The sequence below is a fragment of the Streptomyces gamaensis genome (genome assembly GCF_042656465.1).
GTDB lineage: Bacteria > Actinomycetota > Actinomycetes > Streptomycetales > Streptomycetaceae > Streptomyces > Streptomyces gamaensis.
The window spans coordinates 166,016-182,568 of sequence record NZ_JBHSPB010000006.1 but is presented as its reverse complement, the minus strand read 5'-3'; the positions used below and the strand labels follow the sequence as shown (position 1 = coordinate 182,568).

At 71.7% G+C, this 16,553-nt stretch carries 15 protein-coding genes; 8 read left to right on the top strand and 7 right to left on the bottom strand.

Going from position 1 to position 16,553, the window contains the following annotated elements:
- Positions 1–142: 142 nt before the first annotated feature.
- Complete coding sequence (locus ACFP1Z_RS12025) at positions 143–691, top strand: hypothetical protein (protein ID WP_390316087.1); 549 nt, start codon at positions 143–145, stop codon at positions 689–691.
- Positions 692–757: 66 nt separating this feature from the next.
- On the opposite strand, the gene ACFP1Z_RS12020 is transcribed toward ACFP1Z_RS12025, so the two are convergent.
- The gene (locus tag ACFP1Z_RS12020) at positions 758–1,132 is read right to left on the bottom strand and encodes a toxin Doc (RefSeq protein WP_390316085.1); all 375 of its coding nucleotides are present in this window, start codon (positions 1,130–1,132) and stop codon (positions 758–760) included.
- Positions 1,133–1,134: 2 nt separating this feature from the next.
- Complete coding sequence (locus ACFP1Z_RS12015) at positions 1,135–1,374, bottom strand: hypothetical protein (RefSeq protein WP_390316083.1); 240 nt, start codon at positions 1,372–1,374, stop codon at positions 1,135–1,137.
- A 177-nt stretch (positions 1,375–1,551) separates the two neighbouring features.
- On the opposite strand from ACFP1Z_RS12015, the gene ACFP1Z_RS12010 reads away from it, so the two are divergent.
- From ACFP1Z_RS12010 to ACFP1Z_RS12000, 3 genes are all read left to right on the top strand, one after another.
- Complete coding sequence (locus tag ACFP1Z_RS12010; protein ID WP_390316081.1) at positions 1,552–2,850, top strand: glycoside hydrolase domain-containing protein; 1,299 nt, start codon at positions 1,552–1,554, stop codon at positions 2,848–2,850.
- A gap of 87 nt (positions 2,851–2,937) precedes the next feature.
- Positions 2,938–3,459 carry a gamma subclass chorismate mutase AroQ gene (aroQ, locus tag ACFP1Z_RS12005; protein WP_390316080.1) on the top strand — a complete coding sequence of 174 codons (522 nt, stop codon included), beginning with the start codon at positions 2,938–2,940 and terminating at the stop codon, positions 3,457–3,459.
- Positions 3,460–3,568: 109 nt separating this feature from the next.
- Positions 3,569–4,576 carry an aldo/keto reductase family protein gene (locus tag ACFP1Z_RS12000; RefSeq protein WP_390316079.1) on the top strand — a complete coding sequence of 336 codons (1,008 nt, stop codon included), beginning with the start codon at positions 3,569–3,571 and terminating at the stop codon, positions 4,574–4,576.
- Here the strand turns inward: ACFP1Z_RS12000 and ACFP1Z_RS11995 are convergent, their stop codons facing one another.
- Positions 4,577–6,916, bottom strand: coding sequence for a hypothetical protein (locus ACFP1Z_RS11995; protein ID WP_390316078.1), 2,340 nt, complete (start codon positions 6,914–6,916; stop codon positions 4,577–4,579).
- A gap of 257 nt (positions 6,917–7,173) precedes the next feature.
- On the opposite strand from ACFP1Z_RS11995, the gene ACFP1Z_RS11990 reads away from it, so the two are divergent.
- Entirely contained in the window at positions 7,174–7,839 is a 666-nt protein-coding gene (locus tag ACFP1Z_RS11990) for a response regulator (protein ID WP_390316077.1), read from the top strand.
- Here ACFP1Z_RS11990 and ACFP1Z_RS11985 read toward each other — a convergent pair.
- Positions 7,836–9,008, bottom strand: a complete 1,173-nt coding sequence (locus tag ACFP1Z_RS11985; RefSeq protein WP_390316076.1) for a sensor histidine kinase — start codon at positions 9,006–9,008, stop codon at positions 7,836–7,838. The two genes, ACFP1Z_RS11990 and ACFP1Z_RS11985, sit on opposite strands and share 4 nt — an antisense overlap.
- A gap of 279 nt (positions 9,009–9,287) precedes the next feature.
- Between ACFP1Z_RS11985 and ACFP1Z_RS11980 the strand changes: the two genes are divergently transcribed.
- The gene (locus ACFP1Z_RS11980; protein WP_390316075.1) at positions 9,288–10,502 is read left to right on the top strand and encodes a sensor histidine kinase; all 1,215 of its coding nucleotides are present in this window, start codon (positions 9,288–9,290) and stop codon (positions 10,500–10,502) included.
- Positions 10,480–11,145, top strand: a complete 666-nt coding sequence (locus ACFP1Z_RS11975) for a response regulator (RefSeq protein WP_390316074.1) — start codon at positions 10,480–10,482, stop codon at positions 11,143–11,145. The genes ACFP1Z_RS11980 and ACFP1Z_RS11975 overlap by 23 nt, the downstream gene beginning before the upstream one ends.
- 63 nt (positions 11,146–11,208) lie before the next feature.
- Here the strand turns inward: ACFP1Z_RS11975 and ACFP1Z_RS11970 are convergent, their stop codons facing one another.
- Positions 11,209–12,663, bottom strand: a complete 1,455-nt coding sequence (locus ACFP1Z_RS11970; RefSeq protein WP_390316072.1) for a hypothetical protein — start codon at positions 12,661–12,663, stop codon at positions 11,209–11,211.
- Between the two features lie 199 nt (positions 12,664–12,862).
- On the opposite strand from ACFP1Z_RS11970, the gene ACFP1Z_RS11965 reads away from it, so the two are divergent.
- Positions 12,863–13,441 carry a nucleosidase gene (locus tag ACFP1Z_RS11965; protein WP_390316071.1) on the top strand — a complete coding sequence of 193 codons (579 nt, stop codon included), beginning with the start codon at positions 12,863–12,865 and terminating at the stop codon, positions 13,439–13,441.
- Positions 13,442–13,478: 37 nt separating this feature from the next.
- Here the strand turns inward: ACFP1Z_RS11965 and ACFP1Z_RS11960 are convergent, their stop codons facing one another.
- Both ACFP1Z_RS11960 and ACFP1Z_RS11955 read right to left on the bottom strand, forming a co-directional pair.
- The gene (locus tag ACFP1Z_RS11960; RefSeq protein WP_390316070.1) at positions 13,479–14,444 is read right to left on the bottom strand and encodes a GNAT family N-acetyltransferase; all 966 of its coding nucleotides are present in this window, start codon (positions 14,442–14,444) and stop codon (positions 13,479–13,481) included.
- A gap of 79 nt (positions 14,445–14,523) precedes the next feature.
- Positions 14,524–16,266 (bottom strand): pyruvate dehydrogenase, encoded by a 1,743-nt coding sequence (locus tag ACFP1Z_RS11955; protein ID WP_390316069.1) that lies wholly within the window; start codon positions 16,264–16,266, stop codon positions 14,524–14,526.
- Positions 16,267–16,553 lie beyond the last annotated feature (287 nt).

Sequence of the window (16,553 nt, the reverse complement as noted above, 5' to 3'; positions counted from 1 at the left end):
CCCGGCGGGGCGACGGCGTGCGTCCCGGCCCGTACGCCGCGGCGTTCACCTCCGCATCGCGCTGTACCACCGCACGCGCCGCGCCGGAACCCCGGCTCCCGTGGACACTCGGAGCGCCGGGTTCCCGACACCGAGGAGGCGCATGATGCACGGCATAGCCAAGAGGCTGGGGACGTGGGCGGGTTCGGCCGCCCTGGTGGGAGCGGCGGTGCTGACGGGGCCCGCCGCCGGGCAGGCGCACGCGGCCGCAGGTGACCTGGCCTGTTCCGGGCAGTTCACGATGACGTTCACTCCGGGGCTCACGCCGGGCGGTTCCGCGACGCTCAACGTCTCGGCCTCCCTGAGCAAGTGCTCCTCGCCCAACGGCTACTATTCCACCCTGCAGTCCGCGACCGCCACCGCGAGCGGGACCGCCACCAGCAACAGCAACGGCAAGGGCCCGTGCGGCGTCCTGTTCAGCGGCAGTGGCACCGGCACCCTGACGTGGTCCCCCGCGAACACCAAGAGCTCGATCCAGTTCACGGTGAACACCGACCCCACCAACGGGACCGTCACCTTCCACTGCGTCATCACCAACGGCACGCTGGTGAACGACTCGGACGCGGTGGCGCCGGCCATCTCCGGGATGCGGTGCAGCACCAACGGCGGGCTGCAGAGCCTGAGCGCGACCGTGGGGGTCGCCTTCTCCTGACCGCCGCCCCCTGACCGCCTGCGCGGCGGGGCCCGGCGGCCGAGGTGCCGCCGGGCCCGAGGGGCGTCACACGCGCCACGCGCGCAGCCGTACGGCGGCTTCGTGGAGGTCGGCCTTGCGGTCCTGGATCTCGCGGACCAGCTCGACCAGCCCTCCGTACGGCGGGTCGATCCCTTCGCCGGACTGGTACAGGTACGCGACGGCGACCTGGCAGGCGTACAGCGAGTTCCGGTGCGGCAGCGGCTCCAGGCGGACCAGCGTGTGCAGCAGCGCCGCCGCCCGCCACGCGGCGTCGGGTTCACCTGCCGAGGGGTGCGGGATACGGGTCCTGTGCCGCGCCACCGCCGCGACGAGCGCCGAGTAGTCGGCGACCGTCACGTCCTCGGGCACGGCCTGCTCCTGGACATCCAGCAGCCACGCCACGTCCACATGAAGGACCACGCTCAGGCCGCCTCCGCACCGCGGGCGCCACGCGCCGGGGGCACCTCGTCCGGAAAGGCCCGGTCGAACTCCTCCCGGTGCTCCTGCCCCCACGCCACGGCGTGGCGGACGAACTGGCGCCGCTGGTGCTCGCGGACCGACAGGTCGTGCACGTACTGCTTCAGGGACTTGCCCTCGGCGGCCGCCGCGGCGCGGACCGCTTCGAGCTCCTCCTCGGTGAAGGTCACGTTCAAGGACGGCATGCCGCGATGGTACCTACTTGGTACCACCGGGGCCAGCCCCTCCCGCCACCCCGCCGAAATGTCCGGCATTTCAGTAATTGACAGCGTGTCAGCCGCACGTTTGACTCTGTGCCCGCCGACGGCGCGGCGACGGAACCGCACCGGCGCCCCTTCCGACCCACCCCCTGGAGGCAAGCCGTGCCCGGACCCCGACACCGCGGACCGCGGCGGCGTTTCCGTGGCCGGGCGGCCTTCGTCGCCGCGCTGGGTCTGGCCGTCCTGCCGGTACGGCCGCTGCCGGCCCAGGCCTTCGCCGCCGAGGCCCTGCCCGCCCTGGTGGCCGACCCCGCCGCGCTCGTCGATCCGCTCATCGGGACGTCCGGCGGCATCAACACCTTCCCCGGGCCCGACATGCCGTTCGGCATGCTGCAGTGGGGTCCGGACACCGTGCCCGACCGCCCCGACGGCGGCGGCTACGCGTACGGGGCCGACAGGCTCTCGGGTTTCAGCCTCACGCATCTGTCGGGGCCGGGCTGTCCGGCGGCCGGGGACGTTCCCGTCCTGCCGGTCACCGGACCCCTCTCGGGTCAACTCACCGACGCCTCCACCGGGTTCCGGCACGCCGACGAGCACACCGGTGTCGGCTCGTACGCCGTGACCGACGCCTCGGGCGTCACCACCGAGCTGACCTCGGCCACCCGGGCCGGGCTGGGCCGCTTCACCTTTCCCGGCGCGGACGCCTCCCGGCTGCTGTTCAAACTCAAGGGCGGCGCGACCCGGATCGACGGCGCCCGCGCCCGTCTGGTCGGCGACCGCGAACTCGTCGGCTCGGTCGACAGCGGCCACTTCTGCGGCGCCGGAAACCGCTACACCCTCCACTTCGACTTCCGCTTCGACCGGCCGGTCACCGGCAGCGGCAGCCGGCAGGGCCGGGTCGTCGACCCGGGCGCCACATCCGCCGACGGGCCGGCCGACGGCATGTACCTGGACTTCGACACGTCCGGGAGCAGAACGGTCACCGCGGCCGTCGGCGTCTCGTACACCGACGACGCGGGCGCCGCCGCGAACCTGGAGCGGGAGATCGGAAGCCGGGGCTTCGCTGATCTGCGGCGCGCGAACCGGGACGCGTGGAACTCCCTCCCGGGCTTCTGTCCGGAGGCGCCCGGTACGGACACCCTGGTGCTGGGCAGTCCGGCCTCCCCCCCCCGTACGGAGATCGCCCTGGCCGGCGGCCGCACCCTGCGCATCCTGGCCCCGCAGGCGGCACCCGACGCCCCGTACGTGCGGGCTCTGCGCGTCAACGGCCGCTCCTGGCAGGCCCCTTGGCTGTCCTTCGCGGCCCTGCGGGACGGCGCCACCCTCGACCACACCCTGGGCACCACGCCCGACACCCGCTGGGGCTCCGCCCCGCCGCCGCGCCGCCCTCGGACTCCGGGTCGGCCGAAAGTTGACACGGAAACGGCCAAAAGGCCGAGGACCGAGGTTCTCGCCGCGTGAAACCCTGGTTCTGCCCCTACCCGGCCCCGTACCCGGCCAGTGCGGCCCCGTACGCGGCAGGACAGGAAGAACCGAGAGCCGACCACGATGGAATCCACCCGAGCCTTCGGCGTCCTCGCACGCCTCGCCGCGCGGCGCGTACTGACCGCCGACCGTGTCGCCGCCGCGAAGTGGGTCTCCGGCCGGAGCATCGACGACCCGGCCCGTGAGCGGCAGGTCCTCGACGCCGTGGACGTCCGGGCCCGCGAGCTCGGTATCGACCGGGCCGACGCGCGGCGGATCATCGGCGACCAGATCGAGGCCAGCAAGCTCGTCCAGCGGCGCCTGCACGAGCACTGGCGGAACAACCCCCGGGAGGCCCCGACAGCGGGCCCGGACCTCGGGCGGGTCCGCGAAGAGATCAGCCGTATCGACGCCGAGCTGCTGACCGCCCTCCGCCGGGCCCGGCCTGTCCCGGCGGCGGCCGGGGCCGCGGGCGCGTGCGCCCGGACCAGGGCCGACGTGGCCGGGGAACTCCTGCTCGGCGACCCCTACCGGCAAGGGCTGCGCCGCGCGCTGCGCGGGCTCTGCGGCACGCGGGACCCGGGGGCCTCCCCGGACGGGCGCTGACGGCCTGCCTTCCGGGCCGGCCCGCCCGCACCGCTCTCCGCACCGCTCTCCCGCGAGCGACAAGAACTTCTCCGACTTCTCCAGCTTCTCCACGCGAAGGATCGAGGAAATGGAATTCCGGCGTCTCGGCCGCAGCGGCCTGTCCGTCAGCGCCATCGCCTACGGCAACTGGTTCACCCACGGCTTCCAGCTCCAGGAGGAGCAGGCCCGGTCCTGCGTGCGGGCCGCGCTCGACGCCGGCATCACGAGCTTCGACACGGCGGACATGTACTCCGAGACCCGCGCCGAGGCCGTACTCGGCCGTGTCCTCGCCGGTCAGCGGCGGGAGGGCGTGGAGATCTTCACCAAGGTGTTCTGGCCGACCGGGCCCGGGGCGAACGACAAGGGCCTGGGACGCAAGCATGTCGTCGAGTCGTGCCACGCCTCCCTGCGCCGGCTGCGGACCGACTACGTCGACGTCTACCAGGCGCACCGGTTCGACCGCACGGTGCCGCTGGAGGAGACGATGCTGGCCTTCGCCGACCTGGTGCGGCAGGGCAAGGTCCTGTACATCGGGGTCTCGGAGTGGACGGCCGAGGAGATCTGCCGGGGCGCCGAGCTCGCCCGTGAGCTGAAGGTCCCCTTCGTCTCCAACCAGCCGCAGTACTCGATGCTGTGGCGGGTTCCCGAGGCCCAGGTGATCCCGGCGTGCCGCCGGGCAGGGGTGGGGCAGCTGGCCTGGTCACCGCTCGCACAGGGGGTGCTCACGGGCAAGTACGCGCCGGGGCAGCGGCCGCCCGCCGGCTCCCGCTGCTCGTACGACGCCTACAACCCGTTCATCGACGCGCTCGTCAAGGACGAGGTACTCGCCGCGGTGCAGCGGCTGCGGCCGCTGGCCGAGGAGGCGGGGCTGACCCTCGCGCAGCTCGCCCTGGCCTGGGTGCTGCGCAACCCGGACGTCTCCTCGGCGGTCATCGGCGCCTCCCGGCCCGAACAGATCGCGGAGAACGTGAAGGCCGTCGGCGTGCGGCTCGACGAAGACCTGCTGAGCGCGATCGACGAGGCCCTCGACGGCGTCGTCCAGGACGACCCCCGCCTCACGGTCTCCGTGGGTTCGCCGTCCCGCACCACGGAGTGACTACTGGGCTGTCAGTGCGGAAGAAGGCACGAGGCTCCGGAGGGGATGCCGGGCGAATTCGGGACTGTCCACGCACTCCAGTATCCGGGTGATCCCGGCAAGGTTCTTCCGGTCGGCTTCGAGGCGGCGCTCGACTTCGCGCAGGGTCTCCTCGCACTCCTTGGCCTTGTGCGAGAGGCAGAACGTACGGAAGAGATGCAACTCCTTTCGCAAGGACCGGGCCGTCTCCTCGCCCTCGTCCACCGCTTCCTGGTACGAGATCCGTGCCTGGCGGGCGCTCCCGATCCCTCCCGGTTTGTGGAGGAACACCACCGCGTCACAGATGTCCAGCTCCTGCCGTACCCGCTCAAGGAGGGCCCGCAGGTCGGGCGAGCAGTCCTCCGCACCCGACATGCCCTGGTAGTGGAGCAGCAAGTCACGTGTCTTCGTGAGCTGTCCGGTCCTCTTCCTGAGGTCCGCGCGGCTCCTCGCCACCCAGAACTTCCCCTCCCCGAGCCCTTTGTGCACGGCCAGCACGGTGCCGAGGCGTTTCGCCTCGTCCCTGTCGAACTTCTCCAGGGCATTCAACTGGGCCCGGTACCCCTCCCGTTGCTCCCAGTACACGCTCGCGTTCGGGAAATCCCGCGTCTTCTGCGCCTTCTTGTAGCGCTTGTCCCACATGATGAATCCGTCGGAGACCGTCTTGCAGTACTCGGGATATCCGAGAAACGCCACCTTGGTGATCGCCTCGTATGCCTGAAGGAGGTCGGTCTTCTGCTGCGCCAAGGGCTCCTGGCTGCTGGACAGTTCCTTGTTCAGGGCTCGCAGCCGACGTCTGTCGGCGAGTATCAGGGAGGCCCAGAACCGGTCGAGCTCAGCGCGCTCGTTCTCCTGCCGCAACGTGGCCGTGTCCACTCCGCGCGCTCGCGCCTCCATGACCGTCCGGACCGTCTCACTGGTGGGCTCGAAGCCCGCGTGCAGACTGCCACGAGCGGGAACGTCCGAGATCCGCGGCAGGTCCAGCACGGGAAAGATCCCGCCGACCGCCGTGAACGGCCGGGTGGTCAGCAGCGAGCCGTACCGGAAGTCCTCACCGTCCAGCCAGTCACCGGCCGCGTCGACCACGTCCCAGGCGCCGAACAGGTCGACGAGACCGGCCGGAGTCAGGGAGCGGAGCCACTCCGCCGCGGCGAGCACGGCCCGTACCGCATGCTCCCCCACGTGCGCGACCGCACCCGCCCCCTGCCCCAGCAGGGCCTGTACACCCTCGGGATCCAGCCCCGCTCGTCGCAGCGCACCGCTCCCCGCCCGCGCCACGACGCCTGCACCCGGCATTTCCGCGATCCGCTCCGCCAGATCACCGGCATCCACGTTGCGGGCCGCGTACGCCAGCGGCAGGGCCAGCCCCGACCACGGCCCCAGCCAGCGGCTTCCGGCGAACGCGGCCAACCCCCCGGCGAACGGCGCCCAGTTGCTCCTGTGGAACGCCAACGCCCCCGCCGCCCCCAGCGCGGGCCACCCACCGCCCAGTACCGGCAGGTGGTACAGCCCCCACGCCACCCCCGCACCACCGACGGCAGGCAACTCCACGCCGCTGCGCTCCACCGCGCCCTCGGCCCACCCCACGGCCTCCGCCAACGGCCACAGATTCCAGTGGTCGATCAGCTGCCACGCCAGCCGGTCCCCGTTCGCGGCCGCGCTGAAGAGGCCCCGGGCCCACGTGCCGAGGCAGTCCGCCGCCGCGAGTCCGGCAGTCGCCACGTGCTCCCCGGCCTGCGCGGCAGCAGCACCGGCCCCCTGCCCGAGCAGCCGCAGCAACTCCCCGAAGCCCGCCGGGTCCACGCCCGCCCGCTCCAGCCCTCCCCGCACCGCCCCGGTCACGGCTCCCACGCCCGGCAGACCTCCGGCGAGTCCGGCCGCTCGACCGACGTCGACGTTCCGCGCCGCGTACATCAACGGCAGTGCGACGCCTCCCCACGGCCCCAGCAGTCCGCTCCCCACGAGCGCCGTCGCTCCCCCGGCCAGCGGTGCCCACGTGCTCCTGTGGAACGCCAGGGCCCCCGCCGCTCCCAGAGCCGGCCACCCGCCGCCCAGCAACGGCAAGTGGTACAGCCCGAGCGCCAGCCCCGCACCACCGATGGCAGGCAGCTCCACCCCGCTCCGTTCCACCGCCCCCTCGGCCGAGTCCACGGCCTCCACCACCGGCCACAGATCCAGTCGTTCGACCAGCCGCCACGGCAGGCTGTCCTGTTCTGCCGTGGGCCCGGCGGGTTGTTGCGGACGGGGCCGGTGCCGGTGGACCGGCCCGGGTTGCCGGGTGCTGCGCGTGGGCGGCGATACGTGGACGAGTTCGTTCGGCATGAGGCTGCACCTGCCCGGAGTTCCGGCGATTTCCTGTCAACGGCGGGAGAACACAGTGGACTTGTCCACCGCACCTCCACTGTCGCCCACTCAAATCCACCGTGAGCTCGGCATTTCGTCTCGATGCGCCTCCACCTTCCGACAGATGCAAGGGCGACGATGGACGGATCGTTCGCCCGCTTCGCGCACGTGAGAGTTGAGGAAGGTCCTGCGCATCGCCGAAGGGACGGGAGCAACGTCCCGAAGGAAAGAGAGAGATGATCAAGGTAGTGCTCGTCGACGACGACAGCATCATCCGACAGGGTCTGACGACCATTCTGGAATCCGCCGCCGGCATTCATGTGGTCGCCCAGCTCAACGACGGGACGAAAGTCCTGGAAGCCGCCCGCGCTCTGCAACCCGATGTCGTGCTGATGGACATCCGGATGCCGCACACGGACGGTCTGGCGGCCACGTCGGCCCTGACGTCGGAGCTGAGCGACGCTCCCGCGGTCATCGTGCTGACCACCTTCGGCCAGGACGAGTACGTGCGCTCCGCCCTGCGCGCCGGCGCGGCGGGTTTCCTGCTCAAGGACAGCGAGCCGGAAGAACTGGTACGGGCGATCCGGACCGTTCACGCGGGTGAGGCGATGCTCTCCCCGGCCGTCACCCGGTGTCTGATCGAGTCGTACACCGCCCTCCCTTGCCCCACCGAGACGGAACAGCGGGCGCTGGCCTCGCTCAGCCGCCGGGAGCGGGAGGTCCTGGAGGCCGTCGCGGACGGTCTGTCCAATGCCGAGATCGCCGCCGTACTGACCCTGAGCGAGCCCACGGTGAAGACGCATGTGAGCCGGATCCTCGCGAAGCTGGGTGCCGCCAACCGGGTCCGGGCGGCGCTTCTCGCCCACAACGCGCGGCTCAGCAGGCCGCCCCGCGTCCCTTAGCCGGTCCTGCTGCCTGGGCCCGTCTCCGGCAGCGGGATCTCCGCCACCACGCGGAAACCCCCGCCCTCCACCGGCCCCGCGCTGAAGCTCCCCCGCAGCCGCTCGACCCGCTCGCGCAGACCGGCCAGCCCGTGCCCTCCGCTGGGGACCGGGCGGGCGGGGTGGGGGGAATGGCCGTTGCTCACCCGCACCCTGTACACCGTCGAGGAACAGCGCAGCCACACGGTCACCGGTGCCTGCGGGGCGTGCTTGACGGCGTTCGTCAGGGCCTCCTGCACGATCCGGTACACGGTGTGCCGGACGTCGAGGGGGATGCCGCACGTCGGCCGTTCGGCGTCCAGTTCCACGGGGGTGCCGGTCGCCCGGGTGCCCTCGACCAGGCGCTCCAGGGCACGGACGCCCGGCGGCTCCAGCAGCGGCGTCTGTTCCTCGTCGGACGGCCGCAGCACGCCCAGCACGGCGCGCAGTTCCTCCAGGGCCTCGACTCCGCTCCTGCGGATGAGTTCCGCGGTGTGGGCCACCCATTGCGGGCCGCGGTCCGCGCCCATCCTCAGCGCGCCCGCGTGCACCACGGCGTGGGTGACCCGATGGGCCACCACGTCGTGCATCTCGCCCGCGATACGGGCGCGTTCCTCCACCTGCGCGCGTTCGGCGAGCAGCGCCTGTTCGCGTTCGAGACGGGCCGTGTGCTCGGCGAGCGAGACGATACGGATCTCTCCCGCGCGGACGTGGGTGCCCACGACGACGGGGACGACCACGAAGGCGATGGTGTGGGCGACGTGGTAGGAGACGTCCGCGAGCGCGTACCGCGCTCCGTCCAGCCAGGGCGTGAGCACCCCCGTCGCCCCGGCGAGGGCCCCCAGGGCCCAGGCCGAGCGTGCCGAGCCCCGCTGGGCGACGGTGAACAGCGAGCAGACCAGCGCTCCGGGGGCGTGCACCACCCAGTCCCCCGCCAGGGCCGCCGCCGCCACCGCCACGGGGTGGCGCAGCCGGAAGAGCATCAGGGCTCCGAGCGCGGCCGCCGCGAGGGTGGAGAAGCCCGGTGTGCGGGAGACCTGCCAGTGGTCGAGTTCGGAGGACACCTCGGCCACGTTGTAGACGACGGCGCACAGGGCGGGCAGGAGTTCCGCCCGGGAAAACCTCCGGTCGGTGGGAGAACGCGGGATCATGGACCGTTTTTCTGCGGGGTGTCACGGGTGCGGTGCGTGCTGTCGGTGAGCACTCACCTCATCTTCCCGGGGAAAGCCTGCGTGCTTTTTCCTCCTTACGGTTGCCCGTCGTCGTCCGAAGGTCCGGCCTGTTCTCCGACGAAAGTGGCAGAAAGCCGATGCCGGTCACCCGCGGGTGCGCCGAGTTCCGCTGTTCCCGTAATGCCTGCGTGCCGTGTGCCGCGCCGTTCGCTTACGATGCCGCGACGGTCCGGGAGTCCGAGGGCAAGGAACGCGATGATGCCTCTGTCTTTTCCGGCGGGGTCGGGTCTGCGGTTCACCCGGGCGGAGACCCTGCCGGCCCTCGGGGCCCTGGTCTACAGCCTGGCCAGGGTGCTCTCCGGCCCCACCAGCGGGCTGCTCGCGCACCGGCTCGGCGTCGCGGCCGCGATGGCCACGGTGCTGAGCCTGCTGATGGTGTTCCGACTGCGGTATCCCGTGCCGACGGGGGTCGTCGCCGTCGCGGGCGACTGGCTCGTCTACGCGCCCGGGGTCATGCTGCTCGCGCTGTTCACCGTCGCCCAGCAGGGCCGGGTCCGCAGCGCGTGGGCCCTCGGCTCGGTCGCCGCGGTGGCCGGTGCCTGCACGCCCTGGCTGACCGGTGCCACGCCCTACACCCTGACGTTCTGGGGCTATTACCTGGCCCGGACGCTTTCCTACGTCGCCATTCCGGTTCTCGTCGGTGACTTCTTCCGGGCCGGACATGTCCGTATCCTCACGCTGTCCGAATACACTGACCAGCTCGTACGAGAACAACAGCTCCTCGCCGAACGCGCGCAGGTGCAGGAGCGGACCCGGATCGCCCAGGAAATGCACGACGTCGTCGCCCACCGGCTCACCCATGTGGTGATCCACGCCGGGGCTCTGAAAATGCACCCCGACCGGGGGCCGCAATGGGTCGCGGACAAGGCCGAGCTGATCCGCAGATCCGGGGTGCAGGCACTCGACGAACTGCGGGTCGTCCTCGGCCTCCTCCAGGAGCCCGGCGGGACCGGCTCGCCCTCACCCCTGGGGCCTCCGGGCGTGCACGCGCTGGAGCGCCTGGCCGAGGGGACCCGGGCGACGGGGACCGAGGTGACGCTGAGCCTGGCGGAGCCGCCGGGTCCGGTCCCCGGCGCCGTCCAGGCCGTCGTGTACCGGCTGGTGCAGGAGGGCCTCACCAACGCGGTCCGCTACGCTCCGGGCGCTCCCGTACGGGTCGAACTGCGCTACGGCCCGGGCGTCCTGGACATCGGCGTCACCAACGGGCCCGCGACGGGGACCACTTCGCCGCTGCCCAGTGGCGGCCACGGCCTGGCCGGGCTGCGCAGCCGCGTCGAGTCCCTGGGAGGGGAGTTCAGCGCCCGGCCCCTGCCCGACGGAGGTTTCCGCCTCGGCGCGAGGGTGCCGCTCATCATCGAACCGGGCCCGGCCGGGCCGTCCAGGGAGAACAATGATCAAAGTAATGCTGGTTGACGACGACAGCATCGTCCGCCAGGGACTCGGCTCGATCCTGGAGGCGGCCGCCGACATCCATGTGGTGGCCCAGGCCGGCGACGGGCTCCAGGCCGTGGAAGCGGCGCGCACGCTGCAGCCCGACGTCGTCCTCATGGACATCCGCATGCCGCAGATGGACGGCCTCACCGCCACGGAGATGATGATGTCCCAACTGGCCGACCCGCCCAAGGTCGTGATGCTCACCACCTTCGGCCAGGACGACTACGTGCGCTCCGCGCTGCGCGCCGGGGCGGCCGGTTTCCTGCTCAAGGACAGCGAGCCGGAAGAGCTCATCCGGGCCATCCGGGTCGTGCACGCCGGTGACGCCATGCTCTCGCCCGCCGTCACCCGCCGGCTCATCGAGTCGTACACCGCCGTCCCGGCCGTCGACGAGAGCACTCAGCAGGCACTGGCCAGGCTCACCGAGCGCGAGCGGCAGGTCCTGGGCGCCGTAGCCCGCGGCCTGTCCAACGCCGAGATCGCCCAGGAGCTGTTCATGAGCGAGGGCACCGTCAAGTCCCACATCAGCAGTATCTTCGGGAAGTTGGGCACGACGAACCGCGTTCAGGCCGCGCTGCTCGCGCACACGGCCGGGCTGGGCGGCAGGGGAGCCGAGGGCTGACGCCGGAACCTGCCCCCCTGTTCGCCCGCACGAACAGGGGGACACAAGCCGGACCCGTAAGGGTCAGGACGCGATTCCGGACCGGAGCAGGGACGGCCAGGTGTGCTCGTCGACGGCCTTGGCTCCGCCGGTGGTGATGAGGGCGGGGTCGGGACGGTCGATCTTGCGGTACGACCCGCCGCTGAAGATCCAGCGGCTGTCGCTGCCCGGCTGCGGGATCACGGCGTCGACCTTGACGCCCCGGGGCAGGGTACCGGCCTTGCCCGCGACGGCCGCCGACAGGTCCCCGTCCTTCACGGTGATGTAGCGGTAGGTGCTGCCCGAGAACACGACGAACGTCTCGGCGTCGACATTCATCACCGCGTCGACGGAGGCCATCCCCTTCAGGGCCGGAACCTCGCCGATCTTCTGCACACTTCCCTTCCGGGTGACCTGGACGTCGGTGCCGGACAGTCGCGCGTCTACCGACGCGTACCGGTCCCCGCTGAAGACGTAGTAGGTGTACTCGTTCCCACCGGACTTGGTGGGCTTGCCGCTGAAGCTCGCGATCGAGTCGAGGGAGTCGAAGGCAGCGCCCTTGGTGAACGCCGCGAGGGGACGGCTGCCGCCGACCTCGCTGTCGCGCGCGCCGTCGAAACGCACGGTGGCGACGCGGTCCTTGGTCATCACCGCGTACTCGTTCCCGCTCCCGGGCAGGGGCGCGGCGGCGACGACCTCGATGGCCTTCTTGTACACCGGCTTGTCGGGGCTGCCGTTCGCCACTCCGATGGCGTGGCCGATCTGCCCCGGCGTCGCGAGGCCGGAGACACCCAGCTTCGTGAAGATCGTGTCGGCGAGACCGCCCGTCGCGGGCTGCTGTTCATAGCCCAGCTGGTGCTTGCCGTCGCCCGCCGCCATGATCCTGTTCCAGGCCCGGCCGGCGAATTCGGTGCAGTTGTCCCGCCACGTATAGGGGTTCGCGGCCTCCTTCTCCTCCTCCCCGATCTTCTTCCACTCGGCTTCCTGGGACCGGTCGACCGGCACGCACAGCCTCGCCACGTGGTCGCGGGCCGGGTTGTCCGAGGTGCCGTGGTTGATCTGGAAGGCCGGGATCCGGTCGTTGTGCGTCCCGTACGACTCGTACCGCTTGCCGTCGTTCGGGAAGTAGGCCAGCCACGTGTGACCGAACGAGCCGCTGCCGAAGTTCTTCTTGGCCGTATCGAAGAAGTCCTCCTGGGCCTTCTTCAGATTGCCGGAGTACTGTGCGAAGACCCACTTGTAGATCTTCCCCGCATCGCCACTGCCCAGGACTTCAGCGGGCACACCGAAAGCGCTCTTCAGCAGGTCCAGCGCTTCCTTGTCCAGGTCGAAGGGCTCGCTCCTGCGGCTGTAGACGCACAGTTCACCGGCCATCGCCGCGTCGGCCCGCTGCTGCGCGGAATCCCGTTCCTGGGCAACGGCCTGCACCGCGGGTGCGCACGTGAGGACGACGGCGGCCGCGGTCGCCGACAGGGTGAGCCTTCTGAGGACAGGCTTCATGGACCAACTCCATTGAATACATGGGGATATGCAGAGGACATGGCGGTGTGACGCCGCGTCAATTCTCCTATGGCCGAACCGCTTCCGACCGGAACTTATGGTGGATTTCCTCACCACCCCATGGGCGGGGGAACAGTCCGACGAAAGATGCAGTGTCCTGGCCGTCGCCTGCCACGAAAGGTCCGCGTATGGTGGCCGGATGCAATTGTTCGGAGAGATCTCCCCTGCCCGCCCGCTGCTCGTCCTCGCGGTGAAGGAGGAGGCCGCCCACCTCGACGGCTCCCTGCCCGTCCTGCTCACGGGCATGGGGAAGGTCAACGCCGCGGCCGCGCTGGCCACCGTGCTGGCCCGTGGCCCGCTGCCCTCCTGTGTCGTGAATCTCGGCACGGCCGGGGCCCTCGGCGCGGGCTGGAGCGGCACGCACGAGATCTCTGTCGTGATCCAGCACGACCTGGACACCGATGTGCTGCAGTCGCTGACGGGCGAGACGTACGGCGCTCCCCTGAAGCTCGCGGGCAGCGGCACCGGGCCCACCCTGGCCACCGGGGACCTCTTCGTCTCCGAGGAGGCCGCGCGCGAGCGGCTCGCGGCCCGGGCCGACCTGGTCGACATGGAGGGGTACGCCCTCGCCTCGGTGGCCGGGCGGGCGGGGGTGCCGGTGCGGCTGGTCAAGCACGTCAGTGACGAGGCCGGTGAGGGCGCGGCCCGTTCCTGGCGCGAGTCCGTCGACGACTGCGCGCGGGCGCTGGCCGCGTGGGCCGGGGACCACCTGTCGTAGGCGGAGTGTTCCTGGACCGGCCGTGGGGGCGCTCGGCTCAGCGCAGCGGGCCCGCGTAGGTGACGAACATCCGGTCCGTCGCGAATCCCAGCCGCTCGTACAGGCCGAGCGCCCCGGTGGGGTTGGCGCTGTCCACGACGAGCTCCGCGCGCTCGCAGCCCTGCCGGCGGGCGGCCCGCAAGGTGTGCGACAGCAGGGCACGGGCCGCGCCCCTGCCCCGGTGGGCGGGCAGGGTGCCGAGGAATCCCACGGTGCAGGAGCGGTGTCCGGTGGCCGCCGTGTCGGCGGCGTACTCGTCGGCCAGCAGGTACGCGGCGACGCGGCCGACGGCGTCGGAGAGCACCGCGGAGAGTTCCGGCCGGAACGAGCGGGCGCCCGTTCCCCAGGCGCGCCAGTCCGCCCGGTCGGCCCCGGTGAAGTCCCAGTGGTCGGCGAACGCCTCGTTGTGCGCGAGCCGGACGGCCTCGTCGTCCTCCCACGCGAAGGGCGTGAGCCGCAGGCCGTCCGGCGGGGTGGCGTGCGGCAGGGGCTCGGTGCGCAGGTCGCGCGACATGCTGAACCAGTACCGGCAGGGGGCGAAGCCCGTCCGCTCGGCCAGCGCGGCCAGGCCCGTGTCGCCGGCCACTCCGGCGAGCAGCAGCTCGCCGGGGACATCGGCGGCATGCTCGGTGTGCATCGCCCGGGCCCGGTCCCGCATCCAGCGGATCAATTCCGTGCCCAGTCCCCGGCGGCGCCACGCGGGGTGGACGGCCCCGGCGGTCTCGAAGCGCAACACCCCTCGTACGGGCTCCGGTTCGTACACCGTGGCGTACGCCGCCAGGTGTCCGTCGTGCCACGCGGCGACCGCGTTGCGGGTCAGGTCGAGCTTGGGGTCGGTGATCTGCTCGCGGACGTCGGCCGCGTCGCAGTGCATGCCGGTCCTGTCGGCGCGCTCCACTGCTGCCCGCAGGCCGGCGAGGGCGGGAATGTCCGCCTCGGTGAGCGGACGGAACACGATATCCATCCGCCAAAGCGTACATAAAGGGCCGAGCGGGGGTCGCCCCGGGTGACCGGCCCCGGTCCCGGCACACGCGGCCGTCCCGCTAAGGCCGGGGAATATTGCGCAAGTTGGACCGCGCCATCTGCACCATGTTCCCCACTCCGCCCGCGAGCACCATCCGGCCCGCCGACAGCGCGAAGCCGCTGACCATCTCCGCGCTGATCCTCGGCGGGATCGACAGGGCGTTGGGGTCGGTGACGATGTCGACGAGCGCCGGGCCCTTGTGCCGGAAGGCGTCGCGCAGCGCGGAGCGGACCTGGCGGGGTTTGTCCACCCGGACGCCGTACGCCCCGGCGGCGGTGGCCAGGGCCGCGAAGTCGGGGTTGCGGTTGGCCGTCCCGTAGGAGGGCAGGCCGCTGACCATCATCTCCAACTGGACCATGCCCAGGGAGGAGTTGTCGAAGAGGACGACCTTGACCGGCAGGTCGTGCTGGACGAGCGTGAGGAAGTCGCCCATCAGCATGGCGAATCCGCCGTCGCCGGACATCGAGACGACCTGCCGGCCGGGGTACAGGAGCTGTGCCCCGACGGCTTGCGGGAGGGCGTTGGCCATCGAGCCGTGGGTGAAGGAGCCGATGACGCGGCGGCGCCCGTTGGGGGTGAGGTAGCGGGCGGCCCACACGTTGTTCATGCCGGTGTCGACGGTGAAGACCGCGTCGTCGGCGGCCTCCTCGTCGAGGACCGAGGCGACGTACTCGGGGTGGATGGGCGTGTGTTTCTCCACCTTGCGCGTATATGCCTTGACGACTCCTTCGAGGGCGTCGGCGTGCTTCTTGAGCATCCTGTCGAGGAACCTGCGGTCGCTCTTGACCCGCACCCTGGGGGTCAGGCAGCGCAGGGTCTCACGGACGTCCCCCCACACGGCGAGGTCGAGCGCGGTACGCCGCCCCAGGTGTTCGGGGCGCACGTCGACCTGCGCGATGCGCACGTCGTCGGGAAGGAAGGCGTTGTACGGGAAGTCGGTGCCCAGCAGGAGCAGCAGGTCGCACTCGTGGGTGGCGTCGTAGGCGGCCCCGTAGCCGAGGAGGCCGCTCATGCCGACGTCGTAGGGGTTGTCGTACTGGATCCACTCCTTGCCGCGCAGCGCGTGTCCGACAGGGGACTTGACGCGTTCGGCGAAGGCCATCACCTCGTCGTGGGCGCCCGCCGTGCCGCTGCCGCAGAACAGGGTGACCCGGTCCGCCTCGTCGACGAGTTGGGCGAGCGCGGCGATCTCCGCGTCGCCGGGCCGCACCGACGGCCGGGCCGTGCCGAGCGCGTGCTCGCCCGTACGGGCCGGGGCCGGCTCGCCCGCCACGTCGCCCGGCAGCACGATCACGCTCACCCCGCCGCGGCCGAGGGCGTGCTGGATGCCGGTGCGCAGCACGCGCGGCATCTGCCGTGGACTGGAGACGAGTTCGCAGTAGTGGCTGCACTCGCGGAAGAGCTGGTCGGGGTGGGTCTCCTGGAAGTAGCCGGTGCCGATCTCACCGCTGGGGATGTGCGAGGCCAGCGCGAGGACCGGGGCCATGGAACGGTGCGCGTCGTACAGGCCGTTGATCAGGTGCAGGTTTCCCGGTCCGCAGGAGCCCGCGCACGCGGCGAGCCGCCCGGACAGCTGGGCCTCCGCGCCGGCGGCGAAGGCGGCGGTCTCCTCGTGGCGCACGTGCACCCAGTCGATCGCGGCGTTGCGGCGGACCGCGTCCACGACCGGGTTGAGGCTGTCACCGACGACGCCGTAGATCCGCCGCACCCCGGCGTGCACGAGGATGTCGACGAACTGCTCCGCAACGGTCTGCTTCGCCACGGGTCCCCCTTTCCTGCGTGCCGGTGCCGGATCCTTCCCCATCCACCCACACCGCGCGCGGGTACGCATCTCCGGCTGAGCCACCGTTCGTGGCCCGGCGGCCGGTCCGGTCCATGATGCCGTCCGGGGTCCGTGGGCACAGGGGGCATCCCGGCCACGCGGGTCACCCGTTCACCGGCGCCTGGGGTGCTGTGGCCGGGCGGGTGGATTCCACTGGAGTCCGGGGCCGGTTCCGCCGGTTGACGATCTCCCCTTGTCCCCGGAGGCTTCGTGTCCGTTGCGGGTGA

Coding starts and splice junctions, on each gene's coding strand:
- ACFP1Z_RS11965 (WP_390316071.1), top strand. CDS start 12,863: ATGCAATTGTTCGGAGAGATCTCCCCTGCCCGCCCGCTGCTCGTCCTC.
- ACFP1Z_RS12025 (WP_390316087.1), top strand. CDS start 143: ATGATGCACGGCATAGCCAAGAGGCTGGGGACGTGGGCGGGTTCGGCC.
- ACFP1Z_RS12015 (WP_390316083.1), bottom strand. CDS start 1,374: ATGCCGTCCTTGAACGTGACCTTCACCGAGGAGGAGCTCGAAGCGGTC.
- ACFP1Z_RS11975 (WP_390316074.1), top strand. CDS start 10,480: ATGATCAAAGTAATGCTGGTTGACGACGACAGCATCGTCCGCCAGGGA.
- ACFP1Z_RS11990 (WP_390316077.1), top strand. CDS start 7,174: ATGATCAAGGTAGTGCTCGTCGACGACGACAGCATCATCCGACAGGGT.
- aroQ (WP_390316080.1), top strand. CDS start 2,938: ATGGAATCCACCCGAGCCTTCGGCGTCCTCGCACGCCTCGCCGCGCGG.
- ACFP1Z_RS11970 (WP_390316072.1), bottom strand. CDS start 12,663: ATGAAGCCTGTCCTCAGAAGGCTCACCCTGTCGGCGACCGCGGCCGCC.
- ACFP1Z_RS11980 (WP_390316075.1), top strand. CDS start 9,288: ATGCCTCTGTCTTTTCCGGCGGGGTCGGGTCTGCGGTTCACCCGGGCG.
- ACFP1Z_RS11960 (WP_390316070.1), bottom strand. CDS start 14,444: ATGGATATCGTGTTCCGTCCGCTCACCGAGGCGGACATTCCCGCCCTC.
- ACFP1Z_RS12000 (WP_390316079.1), top strand. CDS start 3,569: ATGGAATTCCGGCGTCTCGGCCGCAGCGGCCTGTCCGTCAGCGCCATC.
- ACFP1Z_RS11995 (WP_390316078.1), bottom strand. CDS start 6,916: ATGCCGAACGAACTCGTCCACGTATCGCCGCCCACGCGCAGCACCCGG.
- ACFP1Z_RS11985 (WP_390316076.1), bottom strand. CDS start 9,008: ATGATCCCGCGTTCTCCCACCGACCGGAGGTTTTCCCGGGCGGAACTC.